Below are 21,913 nucleotides of genomic sequence, written 5' to 3'. Positions count from 1 at the left end.
GCTTGGTTCCTTTGTTCCCGACCTGTTCAGGAATTTATAGATTCGGCTAGTTTAGCCAACTTACCCCGGACCGAACTGTCAATCACGGTATCCCCCGCTCGGATAAGGGCTCCGCCGATAAGGGATTGGTCTACCCGGGTGGAAAGCCTGATTTCGCGCTGCAGGCGATCCTTCAGTGCCACGGCCAGTGCGCTGGATACTTCTGAACTGATGTCGAAGGCTGTTGTAACTTCTACATCCAGCGATTTTTCCTGGTTGGCCTTAAGTAATTCGTAGAGCTCGGAAATTTCGGGCAGCAAAGTCAGACGCTTGTTTTCTGCCAGTAGGCTGATCAGGTTCCTGCCTTTGTCACTCAATCCTTCACCGCACAGGGCAATGAATGCCTGGGACGACTGTTCCGCGGACAGGGAAGGTGTCGCCAGAAAAGACTTAACCTCCGCATTCTCGATCAGTGCGGCCGCCTTGCCGAGAGATTCGGACCAGCTCACCAGGTCGTTATCCGCCAACGCCACCTCGAAAGCCGCCTTCGCATAGGGTCTTGCCAATGTAGTCAGTTCAGCCATAGTTTTCTGCCGTTACAGCTCGTCGGCGAGCTTACTGAGCATCTCCTCGTTGGCTGCCTGATCGATAGACTTCTGCAGGATTTTCTCAGCACCGGCGATGGCGATTGAGGCAACCTGCGCACGGAGGTGTTCCTTCGCGCGGTTGATTTCCTGTTCAATCTCAGCCTGAGCTCCAGCGATAATCCGCTTTCCTTCTTCCCGCGCCTGTTCCTTGGCTTCGTCAATTATCTGTGCAGCCCGTTTGTTGGCGCTGTCGATAATTTCGGCTGCCTCGACCTTGGCTTCCTTCATTTGCTCCGTGGACCGGGCCTGAGCCAGCTCCAGGTCTTTCTGTGCTCGAGTCGCTGCTTCCAGACCTTCGGCGATTTTCCTTTTACGCTCATCCAGGACATTGGCAAATAACGGCCACACTTTGTTCTGGCAAAACCACCAGAAAACAAAGAAGGCAATTGATTGACCAACAATGGTAAGGGTTATATCCACAGCGCTTTCTCCCGCTTGTCAGAGCAGTGTATTTAGCCGGCGAGTTGTCCCAGGAACGGGTTGGCAAAAGTAAACCACATACCGATACCGATACCGATCATGGTGATCGCGTCGATAAGACCTGCCACCAGGAACATGCTGCCTTGCAGTTTGGGAGCCATCTCAGGCTGACGGGCAGAACCTTCAAGGAACTTGCCTCCCAGGATACCGAAGCCTATAGCTGTGCCCAGTGCGCCCAGACCGAGCAGCCAGAACACGCCGATGACCGTTGACGCGAGAATAATTTCCATTGTTTCCTCCAGGTTTTCTTCAGTTCAGAAGTATGCAGTGAATCAGTGAGATGGTGAGTCATGCGCGGCATTCAAATACACGATGGTAAGCATCATGAACACGAAGGCCTGCAGTGGCACCACGAGAATGTGGAAAACCGCCCAGATAAAGTGGAACGGCAGTTGATAAAGACCAAGTAACCCTGCGATAACCAGGAACAGAAGCTCGCCGGCATAGAGATTGCCGAACAATCGCAGTCCGAGAGAGATAGGCTTGGCCAGCAGGGTCGGGATTTCTATCAAGAGGTTGAACGGCATCATCCACTTGCCGAAGGGGTGGAAAGCCAGTTCGCTGAGGAACCCGCCCAGACCCTTGTTCTTGATACTGTAATAAATAATCAGAATAAATACGCTGAAAGACATGCCCAGGGTAACGTTGGGGTCGGTAGTAGGTACTACCTTGAAGGACATGTGCTCCTGGCCGAAAAATGTGCCGACCCAGGCAGCAAGGCCGGGTAACCAGTCAACCGGTACCAGGTCCATGGAATTCATCAGGATAATCCAGACAAATATCGTCAATGCCAACGGCGCGATAGTTGGATTCTTGTGGTCGAAGCCTTCCTGGACCCGGTTGTCCACGAATTCGAAAATATTTTCAACAAAGTTCTGCACACCGTTGGGGACATCCGCCGTCGCCTTTTTCCCGACATGACGGAAAAACAGCAAGGCGCCACCGCCAAGCAGAAAAGACCAAGCCATCACGTCCACATGGAACGCCATGAAACCCATTTCCTTGGCTTCTTCTATAGTGTGTGCAAATCCCCAGTGGCCGTCTGGATGGCGGCCAAAGGTTAAATAGGAAAGGTGATGCTGGATATATTCCTGAACAGTCTGTTCAGCGCCATGTTCCAGTCCGTGTTCGAGGCCTGCCGATTCCGCCATTGTTGACTCTGCGTCTCTCTCGTTTACAGTAATCTAGCCATTATTACTATTGGGACTGTAATTAATCAGTCCCGACATCATGGTGCCGCAAAACTGCACCACTACAAACCCGCTGATCAGGGCAATCTCATTGATCGTGGTTACCAGGGTAAACGTCAAGGCAAACAGTATTATGGTAATACCCAGTTTGCCGAAGTACCCTTTTCTAAAGCTTTTTACAACTTTATCCGCGTTTCTTGCGCCACGATACCGGAAAGCCTGCACAGCAAAGTACGCGTTGGGCAAGGCGCTGACCAGCCCTCCGATCAGGATCGAGTAAGCTGCTACGACATTCGAAAAGACCAGGAATGTTAGCGCCATCAAGGCTGTCGCTACCAGCTGCGCCACGATAATGCGGTGGACTGGCGGGGGCTTCAAATTGGACATGATCGCTATGCGGTAGACCCTGATTTGCAACCCCGTTTCGCTGGCAGAATCAGCCTCCCATTTACAGCGGCGATCTCCAAAGAACGCGCATTATAGGGACTTTAATTCCCCTAATCAACACAGAGGAAACTTCATTTGATATGGCCGAGGATACCCTCGAGCTCATCCAGACTGTTGTATTTTAGAATAAGTTTTCCGCGCCCCTTGGCCGTGTGCTGAATAAGCACCTTGGCACCAAGGCGGGATGACAGATCTTCTTCCAGATTTTTGATATCCGGGTCAGTAACCGGTTTGTTGTGCTTTCCGCCGGAACCGGCCAGCAGGCGGCGCACCAGGGATTCGGTCTGACGTACTGAAAGCCCTTTGCCGACCACGGTTCTGGCGGTCTCGGACTGCTGCAGTTCCGGCAACGACAGCAGTGCCCGGGCATGCCCCATCTCCAGATCGCCGTGTTCCAGCATCCTGCGCACATCCGGGTTGAGCCCGATCAACCGCATAAGGTTGGTGACTGTAGCCCGGGATTTACCGACGGCGTCAGCCACTTCCTGCTGAGTCAGTTCGAATTCGTCCTGCAGTCTCTTTAAAGCAAGAGCCTCTTCTATAGGGTTAAGGTTTTCCCGCTGTATGTTCTCGATCAGCGACATGGCAATTGCCGATTCGTCGCTCACCTCTTTGATGATGGCGGGAATAGAGTGCAACCCCGCTAATTGCGTGGCTCTCCAGCGCCGTTCGCCAGCGATGATCTCATAGCGATTCGGGCCTACTGGCCGCACTACGATGGGCTGCATAACCCCCTGCCGCTTGATGGAATTGGCCAGCTCCTCCAGCGTGGTTTCATGCATATCGGTCCGCGGCTGATATTTACCGGGCTGGATCAGGTCGACAGGGATGTTTTTAAGATCAGCGTTTTCATCGCGGCCGGTCCCGGTCCCAGCCGCAATAGGGGAATCAGGGCCGTCCGAAGAAAGGCCTTTGGCGACAGCCGACTCAGCACTGTCCTGCCGCGACACATTGCTGCTGCCAGTTTTGGACAGCAGCGCATCAAGGCCTCGTCCCAGTTTTTTCTTCGCTGTCATGCTGTTGTTACCGTTGAGCCTCTGCTCTTATCCGTTTTACCAGGCGTCTCAGATCCAGCCGCTCAGGCTGCTGGCTGCTCCGCCCTGTCTGCCTTATCCGCCCGTCGCAGCACTTCCCCGGCCACCGCCAGATAGGCGATTGCCCCGCGGGACTGCCGATCGTACTTCAATACCGGTAATCCATAACTGGGAGCCTCTGCCAGACGCACATTTCGGGGTACCACAGTACGGTATACGATATCGCCAAAATGGGTGAACAGCTGGCTGTTTACTTCTGTTGTCAGCTTGTTGCGCGGATCATACATGGTTCGCAGGATTCCTTCTATTTTAAGCCCTGGATTGAGGCTGTCCCGTATGGCATTCACTGTATCCATTAGCGCTGACAGTCCTTCCAGCGCATAATATTCGCACTGCATGGGAATCAAGACACCGTCAGCAGCAACCATGGCATTAATGGTCAGCATGTTCAGGGAGGGAGGGCAATCGATCACAACAAAATCGTAGCAGTCTCGCACAGCGTCGATAATCTGCCTTAAACGCTGTTCCCGCTGATCGAATTGCAGTAATTCAACTTCGGCGGCTGTCAGGTCGCCGTTGGAGGGGATAAGGTCGTATCCTAACCCTTCGGGTTTGACCACTACCTGGTCAAAACTGGCTCGCCCTGTTAACAGTTCATAAATGGAGAGTTCCAGGGAATTCTTATCGATGCCACTACCAGTGGTCGCGTTACCCTGTGGATCAAGGTCGATCAATAGAACTTTCTTGCGGGTTTCCTGTAAAGAAGCGGACAGGTTAACGGAGGTCGTTGTTTTGCCCACGCCACCTTTCTGATTTGTAACTGCTAATACCTTTGCCACTCTATCAAGCTCCACCGCACCACTCGGCAGGGTTTTCCGCCGGGGTTCAGCCTTTATCTATCGGCCAACCCGCTGGAAATTATTCAACCATATCCCGGGTAGCCGGCAACGGGATCTCAATCAGATAGCGGGATTCATTAACCCCCGGCACCGTCAACTCGACGGCTCGAGAAACCTCAACACCGGCAGGCAATTCCTCTATTTCTTCGCCAGGATAGGAACCCTTCATGGCCAGAAGGACCCCGTTCCCACCAGCCACAGGGCTTGAAAGCTGAACAAGTTTGTTCAGGGAGGCAAACGCCCGACTGATCACAATATCAATTTGACTGGGACATTGATAGTCTTCGATTCGCTTATTTTCCACTGTCACATTGGTCAGATTCAGCGCCAATTTTACCTGAAAAAGGAATCTGGTTTTTTTGCCATTGCTGTCCAGCAGGATTAATTGTTTGTCTGGATTAAAGATCGCAAGCGGAATCCCGGGCAAGCCGGCGCCAGAACCGATATCGAGAACTACTGCCGCAGTGGACAGGTAAGGGGAAACAGACAGGCAGTCCAGGACATGGCGCGTAACCATCTGCCGCGGGTCTTTGATCCCGCTGAGATTAAAAGCCCGATTCCATTTATCAAGCAGGGCCAGGTATTTCTCCAGCAGGACCAACCGGTCGCCGCCGGGATCCAGACCCAGACGGCGGATTCCTGTTTCCAGCTGCTCTTGTAAAGCTGTGCCTGTCAGCTTTCAGTCCCCATCAGCTTACTTTCCTGTTTACTGACTGGTACTTTTTCAAGTAGATCAACAACAGGGAGATTGCCGCCGGGGTCATGCCGGGAATACGGGCGGCGCGGCCTATATTTTCCGGTCGAGCCGCCTCCAGCTTCTGTTTCAGTTCATTGGACAGACCCTGCATCTGCTGATAATCAAAGTCTCCGGGCAGGGCTGTGTCTTCCTGCCGCTTGAGTTTCTCTATTTCGCCCTGTTGCCTGTCTATATAGCCCTGATACTTGATCTGGATCTCCACCTGCTGGGCAACCTGCTCGCTGTCTATCCAGGGGGCATGAGATTCTCCCAGCGTCGACTGCAGTCCCCGATAACTGACACCTGGTCGGGCCAGCAGATCAACGAGGTTGTATTCGCGACTGATAGGTTTTTCCAATAGCGGCTCTATCTGCGTGGCCGGCAAGGTAGCCGGCTGAATCCAGATAGCTCGTAACCTGCTCAATTCCCTGTCCACCGACTCCCTCTTTGTGCAGAAAACCTGCCAGCGGTGATCGTCCACCAGTCCCAGTTCCCTGCCTGTTTCCGTGAGACGCAGATCGGCATTATCCTCGCGCAGGGTCAGGCGATACTCGGCGCGACTGGTAAACATACGATAAGGCTCGTTAGTTCCCAGCGTAATCAGGTCGTCAACCAGCACACCCAGGTAGGCCTGGTCTCTGCGCGGGCACCAGGACTCTTTACCCTGGACCGCCAGTGCGGCATTGATACCCGCCAACAGACCTTGTGCAGCTGCTTCTTCATAACCCGTGGTGCCGTTTATCTGACCGGCAAAGTACAGGCCCTCTATATACCGGGTCTCCAGCGAATAATGCAGATCCCTGGGATCGAAAAAATCGTATTCGATCGCATAACCCGGCCTGGTAATGTGGGCGTTTTCAAATCCGCGGATCTGCCTCAGCATGGCTACCTGCACGTCATAAGGCAGACTGGTGGAAATTCCATTGGGGTAGAGCTCATGGGTGTTCAACCCTTCCGGCTCAACAAAAATCTGGTGCGAGTTCTTGTCAGCGAAGCGCATCACCTTGTCTTCAATAGAAGGGCAGTAACGCGGACCGACACCTTCGATGACCCCGGTATACATGGGAGAACGATCCAGCCCCCCGCGAATAATAGCGTGGCATTTCTCATTGGTTGCGGTGATAAAACAGGGAACCTGCCTGGGATGATCCTGTTCTTTTCCAAGGAACGACATAACCGGCAATGGCGAATCACCGTACTGAACAGTCATCACTGAAAAATCCACTGTCCTGGCATCGACCCTGGGTGGTGTTCCTGTTTTCAAGCGCTCGACACGGAAAGGTAATTCTCGCAGGCGTTGAGACAGAGCTATAGACGGGGGGTCGCCAGCCCTGCCACCGGAGGAGTTTTGCATGCCGATATGAATACGTCCGCCAAGAAAGGTACCCGTAGTCAAAATAACCTTTTTGGCCTTTATCTTCAGACCCATCTGGGTAACGACACCGCTGACCCTGTTACCTTCCAGCAACAGATCGTCCACTGCCTGTTGGAAAATCTGCAGATTGGGCTGGTTTTCCAGTATTTCTCGAATGGCCGCCTTGTAGAGCACACGATCTGCCTGGGCCCGTGTTGCCCGGACGGCGGGGCCTTTGCTGGCATTGAGCACTCGGAACTGGATACCGGCCCTGTCTGCAGCCAGCGCCATGGCTCCTCCCAGGGCATCGATCTCGCGAACCAGGTGGCTCTTGCCTATACCGCCAATAGCCGGGTTACAGGACATCTGCCCGAGGGTTTCGATGTTGTGTGTGATCAGCAAGGTTTTGACACCGGCGCGCGCTGAGGCCAGCGCAGCCTCTGTACCGGCATGTCCGCCTCCGACAACGATAACATCGACTGTTTGGTTAAAATCCATGGCAGTTCAGACTAAGTTCCAAAGGGTGGCTGTTAAGCAGGCCGGTAAGTATACGCTTTCGCTGCATTGAGACAATACCGACAGGACCTGGTATTCAGCTCGATCGTTGCACTAAGAAATAAAACTCAGCATTACTTATTTAAAATAAGTAGTTATATAAGTATAGGTAGTAAATCAGAGATAGATACAGTAGTTATAGGGACCCCACCTTTCTGTTGATAACGCCTTATTTTCTTTAATTTACAGAGAGTTGTCTATTGACTAAAGCGTTTGAAAAAGCCTGTTTAAAATGCGTATCGTGACTGTATGGAATGTGGGTAAAAAAACTCCCGCTGAAAACAGATCAGTTATCCCTGTTCATTCATAACGCTGTCCACAGCGAGGGTGGCTTTACTCACAACTTGCTAAGAAAATGTTTTTCCATGGCCTGCCTCTGACTATCCTGTGTATTGACGGTGGATTCGGGCTGGGAATTGTTACGCTGCCGGAGTAATAGGCTTCTTAAGGAACCTCTGATGAATTGCTAAACTCAGAGTATTCTGTCATTTACCGATACAGAAACTGGAAAATATCTGGCCCAGCAGATCGTCGCTGGTCACCTTCCCGGTTATTTCACCGAGGTGATTCTGAGCCTGGCGCAGATCCTCCGCCACCAGTTCCAGGTGATTGCGCGCTTGCAGTTGCATCAGCGCAGAGTCGAGAAACTCTTGCGCCTGGCCTAAGGCTCTCATGTGCCGCTCCCTGGCCATAAAGCTGCCTTCTTCACCGCTAGTAAAGCCGACTGCCTGTTTCAACCTGCCGCGCAAGGTTTCCAGACCCAGACCGGTTTTAGCCGAGACACTGACAAATTGAATCTCCTCGTTATTGATCCGATACCTATCGGAATCAACAGAGGCAGCAGTGGGCAATAGATCGATCTTGTTCAATATCAGCAGTAACCTGTGGTTTTTGAGGACAGAAAGGGGCAGGCGGGTTTCAGTAAACAGGCGCTCCAGGTAGCCCTTGTCACGGATCAGGGCCTGACTGTCCACTACCAGCAGGACCAGGTCTGAATCCTCAATTGCCCGCAGTGCTCTCTTGATACCTTCCTGTTCCACCAGGTCCTGGCTGCTTCGCAAGCCGGCGGTATCGATAATATGGGCTGGTATTCCGTCTATATCGATCAATTCGCGCAGCGTATCCCTGGTGGTGCCCGGGATATCGGTGACGATGGCCGACTCCTGGCCAGACAAGGCGTTGAGCAGGCTGGATTTACCTGCATTGGGATAGCCGGCAATAGCGACTTTGATCCCTTCCTGGAGAAGGGTGCCTACCCTGGCCTGCCTGAAGACAGCCGCGGTTTGAGCGATGACGGCCTGCAGTTTCTCTTCAGTACCGCCCTGGGTGATGAAATCAATATCTTCATCAGTAAAATCGATGGCGGCCTCTATAAAGACCCGCAACGCAGTGATATTGGTGACCAGCTCGTCAATACAGCGGGAAAATTCGCCAGTCAGTGTTCGATAGGCAGATCTGGCAGCCTGTTCGGTATTGGCATTGATGAGATCGGCGATGGCCTCTATCTGTGTCAGATCCATCTTACCGTTAAGGAATGCCCGTTCCGAAAATTCACCGGGTCTGGCTATCCTGCAACCGAAGTCCAATGTCACTTTCAACAACCGGTTCAAAACGAATGTGCCGCCATGGCCCTGGAGTTCCAGAACATCTTCACCGGTAAATGAGTGAGGGGATTTGAAAAACAGGGCGATGCCCTTGTCAATGGATTCTGAATTCCGGTCGAAAAATTCAGTAAAGTACGCTTTTCTTGGCTCCGGTTTGAAACCCAGTATAAGTTCTGTCAGCGCGGCGCATAGAGGGCCTGAAACTCTGACAATACCGATACCGCTACGCCCGGGCGGCGTAGCGATAGCACTGATCGTATCACTGTTCGTGATCGTCATAGGAAGGGATCACAAGGGTTTTTTATCCAGGGTCCGGTATTCAGGCCTTGGCTTTTCCTTCGGCGTAGGCAGCTTCTATTTTTCGCGTTATGTACCACTGCTGGGCCATACCGAGGAGGCTGTTTACCAGCCAGTAAAGTACCAGGCCGGCGGGAAACCAGAGGAAGAAAACTGTCATGATTACCGGCATGAATTTCATCACCTTGGCTTGCATGGGGTCGCCGGGGGTCGGGCTCAGGCTGGTCTGCAGGAACATTGATGCGCCCATTAATAACGGCAGTACAAAGAACGGATCCATGACGGACAGGTCTTCAATCCAGAGAAAGAACGGGGCATGCCGAAGTTCGACACTGCGCATCAGCATCCAGTACAGTGCAATGAAAACCGGCATCTGAACCAGCATGGGCAGACAGCCGCCAAAAGGATTGATCTTCTCCTTTTTATAGAGCTCCATGGTAGCTTTCTGCAGTTTGACCTTGTCGTCACCATAGGATTCTTTTAGTTGTTGTACCTTGGGCATTATGCGGCGCATTCCTGCCATGGACTTGTACTGGGTCTCTGACAGTTTATAAAAGATCCCTTTTACTAATATGGTGAGCAGGATGATCGCTATTCCATAGTTGCCGACTATGGGTTCAATGTGGGTAAGAAGCCAGTATATCGGTGAGGCGAGAAACCAGAGTATGCCGTAGTCGATTGTCAGGTTAAGGTTTGGTGCCAGTTCCGCCAGCTGGTTCTGATCTGTCGGTCCGGCGTAGAACCTGACGGTTTCGCTGGCAGTGGAGCCAGGTTCAACATTGAATGACGGGCTGACGAATCCACCTATATATTGATTGTTGCTGTTTTTTCGCGTTGAAAAATTATTGCGCTGGTCCTGGTTGGGTATCCAGGCAGTAATAAAGTAGTGTTGACTGAAGGCAATCCAGCCGCCGGTCGTGTCTATGGGCTGCACACCATCGTCTACATCGTCAAAATCAATCTTGATATAAGGATCGTCTTCTGAGGTTGCCGCAAACCCCAGAAACGTGCGTGAAAAGCCTCCCGCGTCACTTGGATCGGGAAAACCGTCTCGCTTGATCTGACCGAAAAAATTAGCTTGCCAGGCAGATGGACCGTTGTTGGTAACCTGGTAAGTAACGTCGATCACATGGCTGCCGCGGGTAAAGCTGAAACGCTTGATAACGTCGACCCCGGTTCCGGTCGAAGTAATCAGTTCGACTGAGAGGCGGTCCTGGTCAGCATTCATCGTATAAGCAGTCTGGGTGGACTGATAAGTGGCCCGGCTGTTTGAATCTACGCCGTTTGTACCGATCAGGCCGGACTGGGCCACGTAACTGCGGGACGGGTCGTTCTGAAGCAGGACAAAGGGCTCGTCCGGGTTGTCCAGTTCACGCAGGTGATCAAGCAATGCCAGGTAGACGATGTCTCCGCCATTGAGATCGATGTTCAGTCTCAACGTGTCTGTTGTGACGCTGACAATCCTTGACCCATTGGTTGTTGTCACGGTCTGCGGGGCAATGGGTGTAGAACTGTTGCCTGGCTGAGCTGCCTGGGCTGTCTGGGCAGGGGGAATCTGAGTCGGAATGTCCTCCAGGGCTTCTGAGGCGGTTCCGCTTTCAGGCAGGTCCGCGAGATTGGCAGCTGGCTGACTGACAGGTTCTGGAATCTGGTTGGGGTAGTCTTCGTTCCAGGCCAGCAGCATGAGATAGGAGACTACGGCCAGGGCGGCGTAAAGAAAGAATCTGGATAGGTCCATGATGACTTTATTTCCCAGTAACTGTTTCTTGTTCACCAGGCGTGGAACCTGGAACCGGATCGTAGCCCCCTTCATGCCAGGGGTGACAACGGGTAATGCGTCGGGTTCCCAGGGCTATGCCTTTACCAAGGCCATGGAGCTGAATGGCTTCCTTGGTATATTGCGAGCAGCTGGGATAAAAACGACAGCGAGAGCCGAAGAAAATGCTGATTCCGACCTGATAGAAAGAGATAAGTTTTATGACAAGTCTGTTTATCATCGAGAGGTCTTTGCCCAGCCTTTTCAGTCGCGTCGATTTTGGGGATTAGCCTTGGATTTTTTAATCAGGTCTAGCCACAACTGCTGGATTATTTCGTCGATCTGCCGGTTTTCTAACGGGTTCATGTTACTGCGCGCAAGAATAACGATGTCGAGGCCGCGGAGCAAATCCTGATTCAAGCGAAAAGAGGTTCTCAGTAATCGCTTGATCCGGTTTCTCTGAACAGCTTTAGGCAGGTGCTTTTTACCAATTACCAGGCCCACCCGGCCGTGTTCCAGTTGATTGTCACGGGCCAGTATCAGGAAGTAGCGATTGGAGACTTTGTAGCTTGCGTTGCCGAAAACTGCTTTGAACTGACTGGCATCAAGAAGCCTGAGCTTTCTGGGAAAGCCATAGCCAGGCACAGTAATCGGATTCCGTGGTTGGAGATTGACGGATTTTAAGCCGAAAGTCTGGCACGGCCTTTGGCTCGACGTCGCTTTATAACGAGCCTGCCGCCTTTGGTAGCCATTCTGGCACGGAAACCGTGCGTACGTGCTCGCTTGAGTACACTGGGTTGAAATGTTCGTTTCATGTTCTGGGTTCCAGTAAGTCGCTTTACAGAAGGTGAAGCCTCGCTGTAAAAAGGAGGGCGAATTCTATTGGTTTTGTGGGCAACTTGCAATCCTTGGCGAATTTCCGAGAGGATCCAGACAGCGTGTTGCCCGTGATTCTTATGGTCATAATAGAAACATGTTATCCACAGGTTATTAAGCCAGGATTTTTTCTTAATAGTGGAAAAATTTAAGACTGTATTTATCGAGCCTTTTTTCCTTTAGTTAATTAACTTATTGAATTAAATGAATAAATATAACTATCCAAGAGACACAAAGAATCGTCAGGGCTGTGGATAAGATTTTTGCGGTTGAGTTAGAATTGCATCCCTTCAGTTACCAATAAGAAAAACTTCTTAGAACACTATCGGGGAAGGCTACAGTGCTGGCAGTTAAATGGCAGAGTTGCATAGAAACGTTAAAAGATGAGCTTCCCCTTCAACAGTTCAATACCTGGATAAGACCCTTAAGAATAGAGGTGGATTCGCAATCGCTGACTCTGATTGCGCCTAACCGGTTTGTGAGGGACTGGGTTGAGGAAAAGTATAAGCAGCGTATCGAAGAATTGTTGAAGCGAGAAAGCAACGAGAAGAATATCGTCGTATTTGTCTCTGATAAGCGGGTGGATAGCACGGTTAACGGGTTTACAGCCCCGCAGCAGCGGGTTGCAGTTGAAACTTCAGAGCATCGATCGAATGAATTCGACGAGACGCCTCTGGCTGATGTCGGAGAGGCCCTGGATATCACTGACGGTCAAGGTCAGCTAGCAGAGCCGGTTCCGGGGGCAAACACAGGAATAACGCCGGCCAGGACCAGTCGACGTTCATTGATTGCCGGTAAAATCAGCCACAAGAGCAAGCTGAACAGCGACAGCACGTTCGATAATTTCATCGTCGGTAAATCGAATCAGCTTGCCCGGGCCGCGGCTTTACAGGTAGCCCAAAACCCCGGCAATGCCTATAACCCACTATTTATCTACGGGGGTGTGGGGCTGGGTAAGACACACCTGATGCATGCTATCGGTAACTACCTGTTACAGAGAAAACCCGACGCAAAGATTGTCTACCTGCACTCCGAGACCTTTGTGGCAACGATGGTAACGGCGCTGCAATTGAATGCGATCAGCGAATTCAAGCGGTTTTATCGATCAGTCGATGCGCTGTTGATTGATGACATTCAGTTTTTTGCTGGAAAGGAGCGTTCTCAGGAGGAATTTTTCCATACCTTTAACGCACTGCTGGAGGGTGGCCAGCAGATTATCTTGACCTGTGATAGATACCATAAGGAAATCAATGGCCTGGAGGAAAGGCTCAAGTCAAGATTCGGGTGGGGATTGACGGTTGCTGTGGAACCGCCAGAGCTTGAAACGAGGGCCGCAATTCTGATCAAGAAAGCCGCTCTCGTTCAGGTCGAACTGCCCAGCGAGGCGGCGATGTATATTGCCCAGCGGCTTCGCTCTAATGTGCGGGAACTGGAAGGTGCTCTGAAAAAAGTTATTGCCCATTCAAACTTTGTCGGCAAGCCCATCAACCTGGAACTTATCAAAGAAGCCTTGAAAGACTTGTTCGCCTTGCAGGACAAGATGGTATCAATTGACAACATACAGCGGTCCGTGGCCGAGTACTACAAGATTAAAATGGGTGATATGTTGTCAAAAAGAAGAAATCGCTCTGTGGCAAGACCAAGGCAGGTAGCCATGTCACTGTCGAAAGAATTGACTAACCACAGCCTTCCGGAAATCGGCGATGCTTTTGGTGGAAGAGACCATACAACTGTACTGCATGCCTGTCGCCAGATTAGTAAACTCAGGCAAACCACCACTGACATTGAGGAAGACTACAACAATCTGTTGCGAACATTGTCCGGATAGTAGTTATTTAGAAATTCACTAGATAAAGAGAAAAAACATGCGATTCACCGTTTCCAGGGATGCTTTGCTTAAACCCCTTCAACTGGTCAGTGGGGTGGTAGAGAGACGACAGACCTTGCCTGTTCTTGCCAATATTCTTCTGGTATTGAAGGATGAAGAACTTTCGCTCACCGGGACGGATCTTGAGGTTGAACTGGTTGGGCGAGTCCAGGTGGATCCCGGTGGGGATTCTGGCGCCGCAACAGTTCCCGCGCGGAAGCTGGTTGATATTTGTAAATCGCTCGCTGACGGCTCGGTTCTGGATTTTTCCCAAGCAGATGACAAGGTTGTTATTAAATCAGGGCGCAGCCGATTTACTCTGGCCACTCTGCCAGCTTCAGAGTTCCCTGTTACTGAGGATGAGACTGGGACTTCCTCAGTAACAGTGGAACAACATAAATTGAAGGAGTTGTTGGACAGCACCAGTTTTGCCATGGCGCAGCAGGATGTGCGCTACTACCTCAACGGTATGTTATTCGAGGTAGCGCCTGACTACCTGCGAGTTGTTGCTACCGATGGTCATCGTCTTGCCATGCAAACTATTACCCTGACTAATGAGGCAGATGGGCCGCAACAGCTTATTCTGCCTCGTAAAGGAATCATGGAATTGTCACGACTCATCAGCGAAGGTGAGGGTGAAATAACCTTGGTTTTCGGTAGTAACCATATCCGGGCCCGGATGAGAGATTTCACTTTTACGTCCAAGCTGGTGGACGGCAAATTTCCGGACTATAACCGGGTACTTCCCAAGGGTGGTAACAAAAGTGTTATAGGAGACCGTAAGGATTTGCGCCAGGCTTTTTCAAGAGTATCGATTCTTTCGAATGAAAAATATCGTGGTGTGAGGCTCATTCTTAGCAATGGTGAGCTGAAGATTCTGGCAAATAATCCGGAGCAGGAAGAAGCCGAGGAAGTTGTCTCTGTGGACTATGCGGGGGACCCGTTAGAAATAGGTTTTAATGTCAGCTACCTGATTGATGTGCTTACTGCATTGAATACCGCAAAAGTCAGGCTGACACTTTCTGATCCCAATAGCAGTGCTCTACTCGAAGCGGAAGACGGTGAACCGTCGGAAGCGCTTTATGTGGTAATGCCAATGCGGCTTTAGAGCAGCAAAGGCAAGGTTAAGGAAGGGTCCGGGAAGTCTTCGGCTTCCCCTTCCCGCCTTTCGTCATGTCTGGGTTAATTGCCTTGATTTCCATTCAGTTAACGCTTGCGAGCGGGCATGTCCACATTTCAGCGCCTAGAGTTCAGTCAGTTTCGAAATATAGAAAAACTCACTTTAACGGCAGACCCGTGCGTAAATCTGATTTTTGGCGCTAATGGCAGCGGTAAAACCAGTATTCTTGAAGCTATTCACCTTCTGGCTACAGGAAAGTCCTTTCGGAGTACCAAGACTGCCCCGCTGATTAACCATGTCTCTAACGAACTTACAGTATTCGCCGCGCTCGCTGGCGGGGTGAATATTGGTATGCAGAAGTTCCGGAACCAGAAGCCGGTTCTTAAGTTACAGGGGGAAAAACAACCCAACTGGGTTGAAGTGGCCAGGCTACTCCCCGTTCAGGTGTTGGATTCAACCACTTTTCGATTGCTCGAAGGTAGTCCTCGAGAACGACGACGTTTTCTGGATTGGGGTGTGTTTCACGTGGAACCATCGTTTGTGGAACACTGGAGAAACAGTCGGAAATGCCTGGCCAATCGCAACTATCTGCTTAAATCCAATCGGCCGGACAGAGATCAATTACGCGCATGGAATGCCGAATTGGCAAGAGAAGCAGAGCAGGTGGATAGAGCCAGAGCACGCTATTTTGACCATTTCCTGCCAGTTTTTACCAGTGTTCTCAAGGAGATCACTACCCTCACCGATTTAACTTTGCAATATCGTCGAGGATGGGACGCCGACCTGGGTCTAATGGATGTTCTGAGCAGGAATGAAAGCCAGGATATCAGGAGCGGTATTACACAGAATGGCCCTCACCGTGCCGATATAATAGTGAAGCAGGGAGGGGTAGCGGCAAGTGAAGTGCTTTCCAGGGGGCAACAAAAAATGCTGGTTAGTGCGTTAAAGTTGGCCCAGGGAGTGATTCAGTCTGAGACAGAGAACAGACGTTGTGTTTTCCTGGTGGATGACCTGCCTGCCGAGTTGGATGAGGCCAATCGCGGCAGTATCTGTCGGTTCCTGCAGAAGATGGGAGGACAGGTTTTTCTAACCTGTGTTGATGACTCCACTCTAAAATATTCCCTTGATTGGGAGGCTTCAGTGACTAAGTTCCACGTGGAACATGGTAAAATCAGCCACTAAGTTTGAATCAGTTCTCGAGGTAATTAATGAGCAACGAATCCAGCTACACGTCGGACAGCATCAAGGTTTTAAAAGGTTTGGATGCTGTCCGCAAACGACCGGGCATGTACATCGGCGATACCGACGACGGCACGGGGTTGCACCACATGGTTTTCGAGCTCGTTGATAACTCTATCGATGAGGCTTTGGCGGGTCATTGTGACCAAATTGATGTCACCATACATTTGGGAGAGACTGTAACGGTAACAGACAACGGACGTGGTATCCCTACCGAAATGCATAAGGAAGGCGTCTCCGCGGCAGAGGTCATTATGACCGTCCTACATGCTGGCGGTAAGTTTGATGACAACAGTTATAAGGTGTCCGGGGGACTCCACGGCGTCGGAGTCTCTGTGGTCAATGCTCTTTCCGAAGAGCTTACCCTGACTATTCGTCGGAACGGTAAGGTACACGAGCAGATTTACCGCCATGGTGTTCCGGACGCCCCACTTGCTGTCGTGGGGGATACAACCAGAACTGGCACAGAATGTACATTCAAACCCTCTAAAGAAACTTTCTCCAATGTGGAGTTTCACTTTGAAATACTCGCCAAGAAGCTGCGGGAATTGGCTTTCCTCAATGCTGGCGTATCCATCCGGCTAACTGACGAGCGGACCGGTAAAGCGGAAGTTTACAAATACGACGGTGGCCTCCGGGCATTTATTGAGTACCTGAATATTAATAAATCCACTATCAATAAGATGTTTTACTTCAGGTCGGAGCGAGAGGACGACGGCATCACCGTTGAAGTTGCGTTGCAGTGGAACGACTCCTACCAGGAAAACATTTTCGCCTATACCAATAACATCCCACAGAAGGATGGCGGTACTCACCTGGCTGGGTTCCGCGCCGCACTGACAAGGGTGCTGAATAATTACATTGATAAAGAGGTGTCATCAAAGAAAGGTAAAGAGGTAAATACCACCGGGGATGACGCCAGGGAGGGGCTGACAGCAGTAATTTCAGTGAAGGTGCCGGATCCCAAGTTCTCTTCTCAAACAAAAGATAAACTGGTTTCCTCAGAGGTAAAGTCCGTGGTGGAACAGGAGATGGCCAGCTATTTTACTGACTATCTGCTGGAAAATCCCCATGAGTCCAAGCTGATAGTTGGAAAAATCATTGATGCTGCGCGAGCTCGTGAAGCTGCCAGAAAGGCCAGGGAGATGACTCGTCGTAAGGGTGCTCTGGACGTGGCTGGCCTACCCGGCAAGCTGGCGGATTGTCAGGAAAAAGATCCTTCCTTGTCAGAAATATACATAGTGGAGGGCGATTCCGCGGGCGGTTCCGCAAAACAGGGTAGAAATAGAAAGAACCAGGCTATCCTGCCACTCAAGGGTAAGATTTTGAACGTTGAAAAGGCCCGCTTTGACAAAATGCTGAGTTCCGCGGAGATTGGCACACTGATTAAGGCATTGGGCTGTGGTATCGGTAACGAAGATTTCAACCCAGATAGCTTGCGTTACCACAGTATCATTATCATGACAGATGCCGATGTGGATGGTTCTCACATCAGGACATTGCTGCTGACATTCTTTTTTCGTCAAATGCGGGAACTGGTTGAGAGAGGGCACATTTTTATCGCCCAGCCGCCGTTATACAAGGTTCGTAAAGGCAAGCAAGAGCAATACCTGAAAGACGATGTAGAGCTCGCAGCGTATCAGACCCAGGTGGCGCTGGATGGAGCCAGCCTCTATATCAGTAAAAACTCCCCACCAATATCCGGGGATTCCCTGGAATCCATCGTTAAGGAATACAATGATGCTCACGCCATCGTCAATCGCTTGGGCAGGTTCTACCCGGCAGAGGTACTGGAATCGATGATCTATACTCCGCCGCTTACCGAAGAGATCCTTTCCGATAGGAACAAAGCCCAGGCCTGGATTGAGGAACTGGTCGAAAAACTAGCCGAAAAGAAGCCGCAAGTAAGCACTTACTATACGCTTAAGCTCAAAGAAGACGAGGAAAGGCACATATTCTTACCGGAGGCCGTACTGAATCTTCATGGCTTGCAGAAATCTTTTGCATTCAGCCGGGATTTTTTCAGTTCAGGAGAATACCGAGCATTAACCCGTCTGGGTAAAACCTTGGATGGACTCCTGGAAGCGGGTGCCTACGTTCAGCGGGGTGAGAAGACCCGGGAAGTTTCATCCTTCGATGAGGCCATACAGTGGCTGATCGCCGACGCCATGAAGGGGCACTACCTGCAGCGTTATAAAGGGCTTGGAGAAATGAATCCCGATCAGTTATGGGAGACAACAATGGACCCGGAAAACCGGCGCATGTTACAGGTAACTATTGAAGATGCTATCGGTGCTGATCAGTTGTTTACAACACTGATGGGAGACCAGGTAGAACCCCGTAGGGAATTTATCGAGGCCAATGCCCTGTCAGTTCAAAACCTGGATATTTGACAATAAGTTATCAATCAAACCTCGCTGGGGCTGAAAGCAATATGTTGTCGCGTCCACTGTTCGACTTGAGCTGTGAGGCCTGAGCTATCGGCATTCCGGGTACTCAGTGGCATGCCTATATAGACATGAATGGTACCGGGAAGTTTTAAAAATCTGTGGGCTGGCCAGCAATGTCCGGAATCATGGGCAATGGGCAGAATACGAACACCCGCTGCTATTGCCAGCTTAGCCCCGCTGCGAGAATATTTTTTTATCTTTCCTGGTAGTGCCCGTGTTCCCTCCGGGAAAATAAATACCGACCTGCCGCCTTCGAGCCGGTCCCGGCCCTGCGTGAGAATAGACCGGCTGGCCTCGTGAAGTTTGCTGCGGTCAATGGCGATCGGTTTCACCAGTCGCATTGCCCAGCCATAGACGGGAATGGCCAGAAGCTCTTTTTTCAATATCGGGCAGATCGGTGCCAGGTGTCGATAAACAAACATGGTTTCCCATTCGCTCTGATGATTTGCCAGGACGACAACTGGTTCGTCAGGGATGTTGTCAAGACCTTCTATCCGATAGGTTATTCCGCAACTGAAACGCAACCAGCCAAGCATCAGACTGCACCACAATTTGTGAAACAGATGCCGTTTAGAATCAGGAAACAACCAGACCAGTAACAGGGAGGCAAACGATAGAATAACGGTAACTACTATGTAACCGGCATAAAAACACAGGGACCTCATGAACAGGCTCAATTTCTTCATCCGCTCGTATGCTCTGTCAATACCTTAACCGCTTCCCGCAAATCCGCCACAACAGTGACATCTGACAACTCGGCGGGATCGCTGGTTTCGAGAGTCTGTCTGCCCTTACCTGTCAAAACCAGTATAGGCCGGCAACCTGCGTTACGCGCTGCCTGTAGGTCTTTCAGACTGTCACCCACAAAAGGTACCCCCTGTAAAGATACCTCAAATTCGCTGGCAATCTGTGTCAGTAAACCCGGTTGGGGTTTTCGGCATCCACAACCCTGATCGGGTCCGTGAGGACAAAAAAAGACACCATCGATAAGCCCTCCCGATTCTTCAGCCAGGTTACACATTTTCTGATGGATGCGCGCCAGTGTATAAAGATCGAACAGTCCCCGGGCGACACCGGACTGGTTGGTAGCAACGGCTACCTTGAAGCCGTATTCGTGAAGCCTGGCAATCGCCTCCAGACTTCCCTCGATCGGTAACCATTCCTCAGGGGACTTGATATAGCTATCGGAATCCTGGTTGATTACACCGTCTCTATCCAGAATGACCAACTTCACGCAATTGCCCCGAAAAGGTTAGAAGATCAACAGGCAGAAAGCCTGCTAGGACTGGTGCAGGCAGGAGATATCAGCTACCTGGAGGAACAGGGCTCGTAAGCGAAATAACAGAGCAATACGATTGTGCCTTAGCTCCATGTTGTCATCCATGACCATTACTTCATCAAAGAATCTATCCACTGGCTCCTTGAGAGCAGCCAGTTTTTCCAGCCCACTCTGATACTCCCGGTTTTTGAAATACGGAGTCACTTCGCCCACTTTCTCGTCAAGTATAATGCAAAGCGCCTTCTCTGCTTCAGCCTCGAACAGGGTTTCTTCTACTGTGTAAGCCGACACGTCACCTCCTACATCTTTAAGAATATTAGCCACCCTTTTATTAGCGCTGGAGAGAGCTGTAGCCTCAGGCAGTGAACGGAAATGATTCACGGCGAGAATTCGGCTATCAAAATCCAAAGGTCTGGAAGGCTTGAGTGCCAGAACTGATTGATAAACATCTACAGAGATGCCTTTTTCCTGGTACCAGAATCGAAACCGCTCCAGGAAAAATTCAAAAACCTGTTGACCAACGAGAGGCTCAGGGTTCAGGAACGAAAAGTTTTTTACTGCTTCATCAATGCAGTTCTCTAGATCCAGATCCAGCTTTTTCTCCACAAGTATTCTTAGAATCCCGATGGCAGCGCGACGCAAAGCGAAGGGATCTTTTGAGCCTGTAGGCGGCTGACCAATGACAAACAACCCGACCACCGTGTCGATTTTTTCCGCCAGGGACAGAATGCTCCCCGTCAATGTCTCCGGAAGGCTGTCTCCGGCGTGTCTTGGCATGTACTGCTCATTCAATGCCGCCGCAACTTCGGCGTCCTCACCATCGTGCAGGGCATAGTAAGATCCCATGATACCCTGCAGTTCGGCGAACTCCCCGACCATGTTGGTCACCAGATCACATTTGGCCAGCAGAGCTGCTCTTTCGCAAAGCGACGGATTGCCGCCAAGGTGGTTTGCGATTGTTTTGGAGAGAAATGCAACCCGCGTGGATTTTTCGAAAACAGTTCCAAGTTTCTGTTGAAAGACTATTTGTTGAAGGCGACCCCGACGGCTCTCCAGGGTTTCTTTCCTGTCTGTCTGAAAAAAGAAATCTGCGTCAGCCAGGCGAGGCCTTATCACCCGCTCATTACCCTCAATGACCTGGGAAGGGTCAGTACTTTGCAGATTGCTGACGGCAATAAAATTTGGTAGCAGCTCGCCGTTTGCATTGGTCAGGTAAAAACACTTCTGGTGAGTGGTCAACGAAGAGACCAGCGCCTCTGCAGGAATTTCCAGAAACCGACGGTCGAATTGACCGGTGAGTGCGACGGGCCACTCTACCAGGCTGGTTACTTCGTCCAGTAACGCCTCGTCAATCTGCACAACCGCTTTCAGCTTCTCTGCCTCAGCGCCGACCAGCGCGCGGATCTTTTCTTTTCTGTCTTCAAAATCCGCTACTACAAAACCGGTTTTTTCCAGTAACGATGCGTATTCAGATGGCTCACCGATCTCTATCCTATCGGGATGGTGGAACCGATGGCCGAACGTAAAACGGTCGGCGGACTTCCCCAAAATTGTCGCGGGCACAGTTTCAGTGCCAAATAAAAGCAAAACCCAGTGAGCTGGCCTGACAAACTCTACTCTGGAGCTCCCCCATCGCATTCTTTTTGGAATAGGCAGTTTTGAAAGCGCAGTGGCCACGATATCCGGAATGAGAGAAGCAGTGGCTTTTCCTTTCACATGGGAGCGGAACAGCAGCTTTGTGACGCCGTCCTTTTCACCCTGTTCAAGATCCTTTACCTCTGCATTGCAGGAGCGAGCGAAACCCTCGGCTGCGCGTGAGGGATTCCCATCGGCATCAAACGCTGCTTCCAGTGCAGGACCGAATCTCTCAACATCCTTGTCCGGCTGCGAAGTGATCAGATTCCTCACCAGTACAGCAAGTCGCCTGGGTGTCGCAAACCATTCAATTGAAGTGAAGGTCAACTGCTCGGACGAAAGGCCATCTTCAATGCCGGCCCGAAAGGCAAGGGCCAAAGATTTGAGCGCCTTGGGTGGGAGCTCTTCGGTGCCGATTTCTACCAGTAAATCTTTCTGAGACATCTTAGGTACAACCTGGAATGGATGG

At 50.9% G+C, this 21,913-nt stretch carries 21 protein-coding genes; 4 read left to right on the top strand and 17 right to left on the bottom strand.

Annotated elements, in window-relative coordinates:
- Window positions 1-26: 26 nt before the first annotated feature.
- From R3F50_06530 to rpmH, 14 genes are all read right to left on the bottom strand, one after another.
- The gene (locus tag R3F50_06530; GenBank protein ID MEZ5489960.1) at window positions 27-563 is read right to left on the bottom strand and encodes a F0F1 ATP synthase subunit delta; all 537 of its coding nucleotides are present in this window, start codon (window positions 561-563) and stop codon (window positions 27-29) included.
- 12 nt (window positions 564-575) lie between these two features.
- Window positions 576-1,046, bottom strand: a complete 471-nt coding sequence (locus tag R3F50_06525; protein ID MEZ5489959.1) for a F0F1 ATP synthase subunit B — start codon at window positions 1,044-1,046, stop codon at window positions 576-578.
- A gap of 32 nt (window positions 1,047-1,078) precedes the next feature.
- Entirely contained in the window at window positions 1,079-1,336 is a 258-nt protein-coding gene (atpE, locus tag R3F50_06520; GenBank protein MEZ5489958.1) for a F0F1 ATP synthase subunit C, read from the bottom strand.
- A 42-nt stretch (window positions 1,337-1,378) separates the two neighbouring features.
- Complete coding sequence (atpB, locus tag R3F50_06515; protein ID MEZ5489957.1) at window positions 1,379-2,257, bottom strand: F0F1 ATP synthase subunit A; 879 nt, start codon at window positions 2,255-2,257, stop codon at window positions 1,379-1,381.
- Window positions 2,258-2,290: 33 nt separating this feature from the next.
- Window positions 2,291-2,683, bottom strand: coding sequence for an ATP synthase subunit I (locus R3F50_06510; GenBank protein ID MEZ5489956.1), 393 nt, complete (start codon window positions 2,681-2,683; stop codon window positions 2,291-2,293).
- Window positions 2,684-2,814: 131 nt separating this feature from the next.
- The gene (locus R3F50_06505; GenBank protein MEZ5489955.1) at window positions 2,815-3,759 is read right to left on the bottom strand and encodes a ParB/RepB/Spo0J family partition protein; all 945 of its coding nucleotides are present in this window, start codon (window positions 3,757-3,759) and stop codon (window positions 2,815-2,817) included.
- A gap of 62 nt (window positions 3,760-3,821) precedes the next feature.
- Window positions 3,822-4,616 carry an AAA family ATPase gene (locus R3F50_06500; protein ID MEZ5489954.1) on the bottom strand — a complete coding sequence of 265 codons (795 nt, stop codon included), beginning with the start codon at window positions 4,614-4,616 and terminating at the stop codon, window positions 3,822-3,824.
- A 79-nt stretch (window positions 4,617-4,695) separates the two neighbouring features.
- Window positions 4,696-5,277, bottom strand: coding sequence for a 16S rRNA (guanine(527)-N(7))-methyltransferase RsmG (gene rsmG, locus R3F50_06495; protein ID MEZ5489953.1), 582 nt, complete (start codon window positions 5,275-5,277; stop codon window positions 4,696-4,698).
- Between the two features lie 88 nt (window positions 5,278-5,365).
- Window positions 5,366-7,264: a tRNA uridine-5-carboxymethylaminomethyl(34) synthesis enzyme MnmG gene (gene mnmG / locus R3F50_06490; GenBank protein ID MEZ5489952.1), complete on the bottom strand. Its 1,899-nt coding sequence runs from the start codon at window positions 7,262-7,264 to the stop codon at window positions 5,366-5,368.
- A 542-nt stretch (window positions 7,265-7,806) separates the two neighbouring features.
- Window positions 7,807-9,198 (bottom strand): tRNA uridine-5-carboxymethylaminomethyl(34) synthesis GTPase MnmE, encoded by a 1,392-nt coding sequence (gene mnmE / locus R3F50_06485; protein ID MEZ5489951.1) that lies wholly within the window; start codon window positions 9,196-9,198, stop codon window positions 7,807-7,809.
- Between the two features lie 46 nt (window positions 9,199-9,244).
- The gene (yidC, locus tag R3F50_06480; GenBank protein ID MEZ5489950.1) at window positions 9,245-10,960 is read right to left on the bottom strand and encodes a membrane protein insertase YidC; all 1,716 of its coding nucleotides are present in this window, start codon (window positions 10,958-10,960) and stop codon (window positions 9,245-9,247) included.
- Window positions 10,961-10,967: 7 nt separating this feature from the next.
- Window positions 10,968-11,216: a membrane protein insertion efficiency factor YidD gene (gene yidD / locus R3F50_06475; protein MEZ5489949.1), complete on the bottom strand. Its 249-nt coding sequence runs from the start codon at window positions 11,214-11,216 to the stop codon at window positions 10,968-10,970.
- Window positions 11,217-11,242: 26 nt separating this feature from the next.
- Window positions 11,243-11,623: a ribonuclease P protein component gene (rnpA, locus tag R3F50_06470; protein MEZ5489948.1), complete on the bottom strand. Its 381-nt coding sequence runs from the start codon at window positions 11,621-11,623 to the stop codon at window positions 11,243-11,245.
- 35 nt (window positions 11,624-11,658) lie between these two features.
- Complete coding sequence (gene rpmH / locus R3F50_06465; protein MEZ5489947.1) at window positions 11,659-11,793, bottom strand: 50S ribosomal protein L34; 135 nt, start codon at window positions 11,791-11,793, stop codon at window positions 11,659-11,661.
- Between the two features lie 404 nt (window positions 11,794-12,197).
- Here rpmH and dnaA point away from each other — a divergent pair, with 404 nt between their 5' ends.
- From dnaA to gyrB, 4 genes are all read left to right on the top strand, one after another.
- Window positions 12,198-13,682, top strand: coding sequence for a chromosomal replication initiator protein DnaA (gene dnaA, locus R3F50_06460; GenBank protein ID MEZ5489946.1), 1,485 nt, complete (start codon window positions 12,198-12,200; stop codon window positions 13,680-13,682).
- A gap of 37 nt (window positions 13,683-13,719) precedes the next feature.
- Window positions 13,720-14,829 (top strand): DNA polymerase III subunit beta, encoded by a 1,110-nt coding sequence (gene dnaN / locus R3F50_06455; protein MEZ5489945.1) that lies wholly within the window; start codon window positions 13,720-13,722, stop codon window positions 14,827-14,829.
- A gap of 117 nt (window positions 14,830-14,946) precedes the next feature.
- Window positions 14,947-16,023, top strand: a complete 1,077-nt coding sequence (gene recF, locus R3F50_06450) for a DNA replication/repair protein RecF (protein ID MEZ5489944.1) — start codon at window positions 14,947-14,949, stop codon at window positions 16,021-16,023.
- A gap of 26 nt (window positions 16,024-16,049) precedes the next feature.
- Window positions 16,050-18,473, top strand: coding sequence for a DNA topoisomerase (ATP-hydrolyzing) subunit B (gyrB, locus tag R3F50_06445; protein MEZ5489943.1), 2,424 nt, complete (start codon window positions 16,050-16,052; stop codon window positions 18,471-18,473).
- A 14-nt stretch (window positions 18,474-18,487) separates the two neighbouring features.
- On the opposite strand, the gene R3F50_06440 is transcribed toward gyrB, so the two are convergent.
- From R3F50_06440 to glyS, 3 genes are read right to left on the bottom strand one after another with little or no spacing between them, the layout of a single operon-like run.
- The gene (locus tag R3F50_06440) at window positions 18,488-19,216 is read right to left on the bottom strand and encodes a lysophospholipid acyltransferase family protein (protein ID MEZ5489942.1); all 729 of its coding nucleotides are present in this window, start codon (window positions 19,214-19,216) and stop codon (window positions 18,488-18,490) included.
- Entirely contained in the window at window positions 19,213-19,764 is a 552-nt protein-coding gene (gmhB, locus tag R3F50_06435) for a D-glycero-beta-D-manno-heptose 1,7-bisphosphate 7-phosphatase (GenBank protein MEZ5489941.1), read from the bottom strand. The genes R3F50_06440 and gmhB overlap by 4 nt, the downstream gene beginning before the upstream one ends.
- Window positions 19,765-19,809: 45 nt before the next feature.
- Entirely contained in the window at window positions 19,810-21,888 is a 2,079-nt protein-coding gene (glyS, locus tag R3F50_06430) for a glycine--tRNA ligase subunit beta (GenBank protein ID MEZ5489940.1), read from the bottom strand.
- Window positions 21,889-21,913 lie beyond the last annotated feature (25 nt).

The organism is Gammaproteobacteria bacterium, from assembly GCA_041395725.1.
In the GTDB taxonomy this organism is placed as follows: Bacteria; Pseudomonadota; Gammaproteobacteria; order Pseudomonadales; family Pseudohongiellaceae; genus NORP240.
Note: the sequence above shows the minus strand (reverse complement) of the source record. Positions and strands in the feature narration are given on the sequence as shown.

Bases quoted from the DNA above. Each gene is read 5' to 3' on its own strand.
- R3F50_06530 (MEZ5489960.1), bottom strand. From the start codon at position 563: ATGGCTGAACTGACTACATTGGCAAGACCCTATGCGAAGGCGGCTTTC.
- atpE (MEZ5489958.1), bottom strand. From the start codon at position 1,336: ATGGAAATTATTCTCGCGTCAACGGTCATCGGCGTGTTCTGGCTGCTC.
- atpB (MEZ5489957.1), bottom strand. From the start codon at position 2,257: ATGGCGGAATCGGCAGGCCTCGAACACGGACTGGAACATGGCGCTGAA.
- R3F50_06510 (MEZ5489956.1), bottom strand. From the start codon at position 2,683: ATGTCCAATTTGAAGCCCCCGCCAGTCCACCGCATTATCGTGGCGCAG.
- R3F50_06505 (MEZ5489955.1), bottom strand. From the start codon at position 3,759: ATGACAGCGAAGAAAAAACTGGGACGAGGCCTTGATGCGCTGCTGTCC.
- mnmG (MEZ5489952.1), bottom strand. From the start codon at position 7,264: ATGGATTTTAACCAAACAGTCGATGTTATCGTTGTCGGAGGCGGACAT.
- yidC (MEZ5489950.1), bottom strand. From the start codon at position 10,960: ATGGACCTATCCAGATTCTTTCTTTACGCCGCCCTGGCCGTAGTCTCC.
- rpmH (MEZ5489947.1), bottom strand. From the start codon at position 11,793: ATGAAACGAACATTTCAACCCAGTGTACTCAAGCGAGCACGTACGCAC.
- dnaN (MEZ5489945.1), top strand. From the start codon at position 13,720: ATGCGATTCACCGTTTCCAGGGATGCTTTGCTTAAACCCCTTCAACTG.
- recF (MEZ5489944.1), top strand. From the start codon at position 14,947: ATGTCCACATTTCAGCGCCTAGAGTTCAGTCAGTTTCGAAATATAGAA.
- gyrB (MEZ5489943.1), top strand. From the start codon at position 16,050: ATGAGCAACGAATCCAGCTACACGTCGGACAGCATCAAGGTTTTAAAA.
- R3F50_06440 (MEZ5489942.1), bottom strand. From the start codon at position 19,216: ATGAAGAAATTGAGCCTGTTCATGAGGTCCCTGTGTTTTTATGCCGGT.
- glyS (MEZ5489940.1), bottom strand. From the start codon at position 21,888: ATGTCTCAGAAAGATTTACTGGTAGAAATCGGCACCGAAGAGCTCCCA.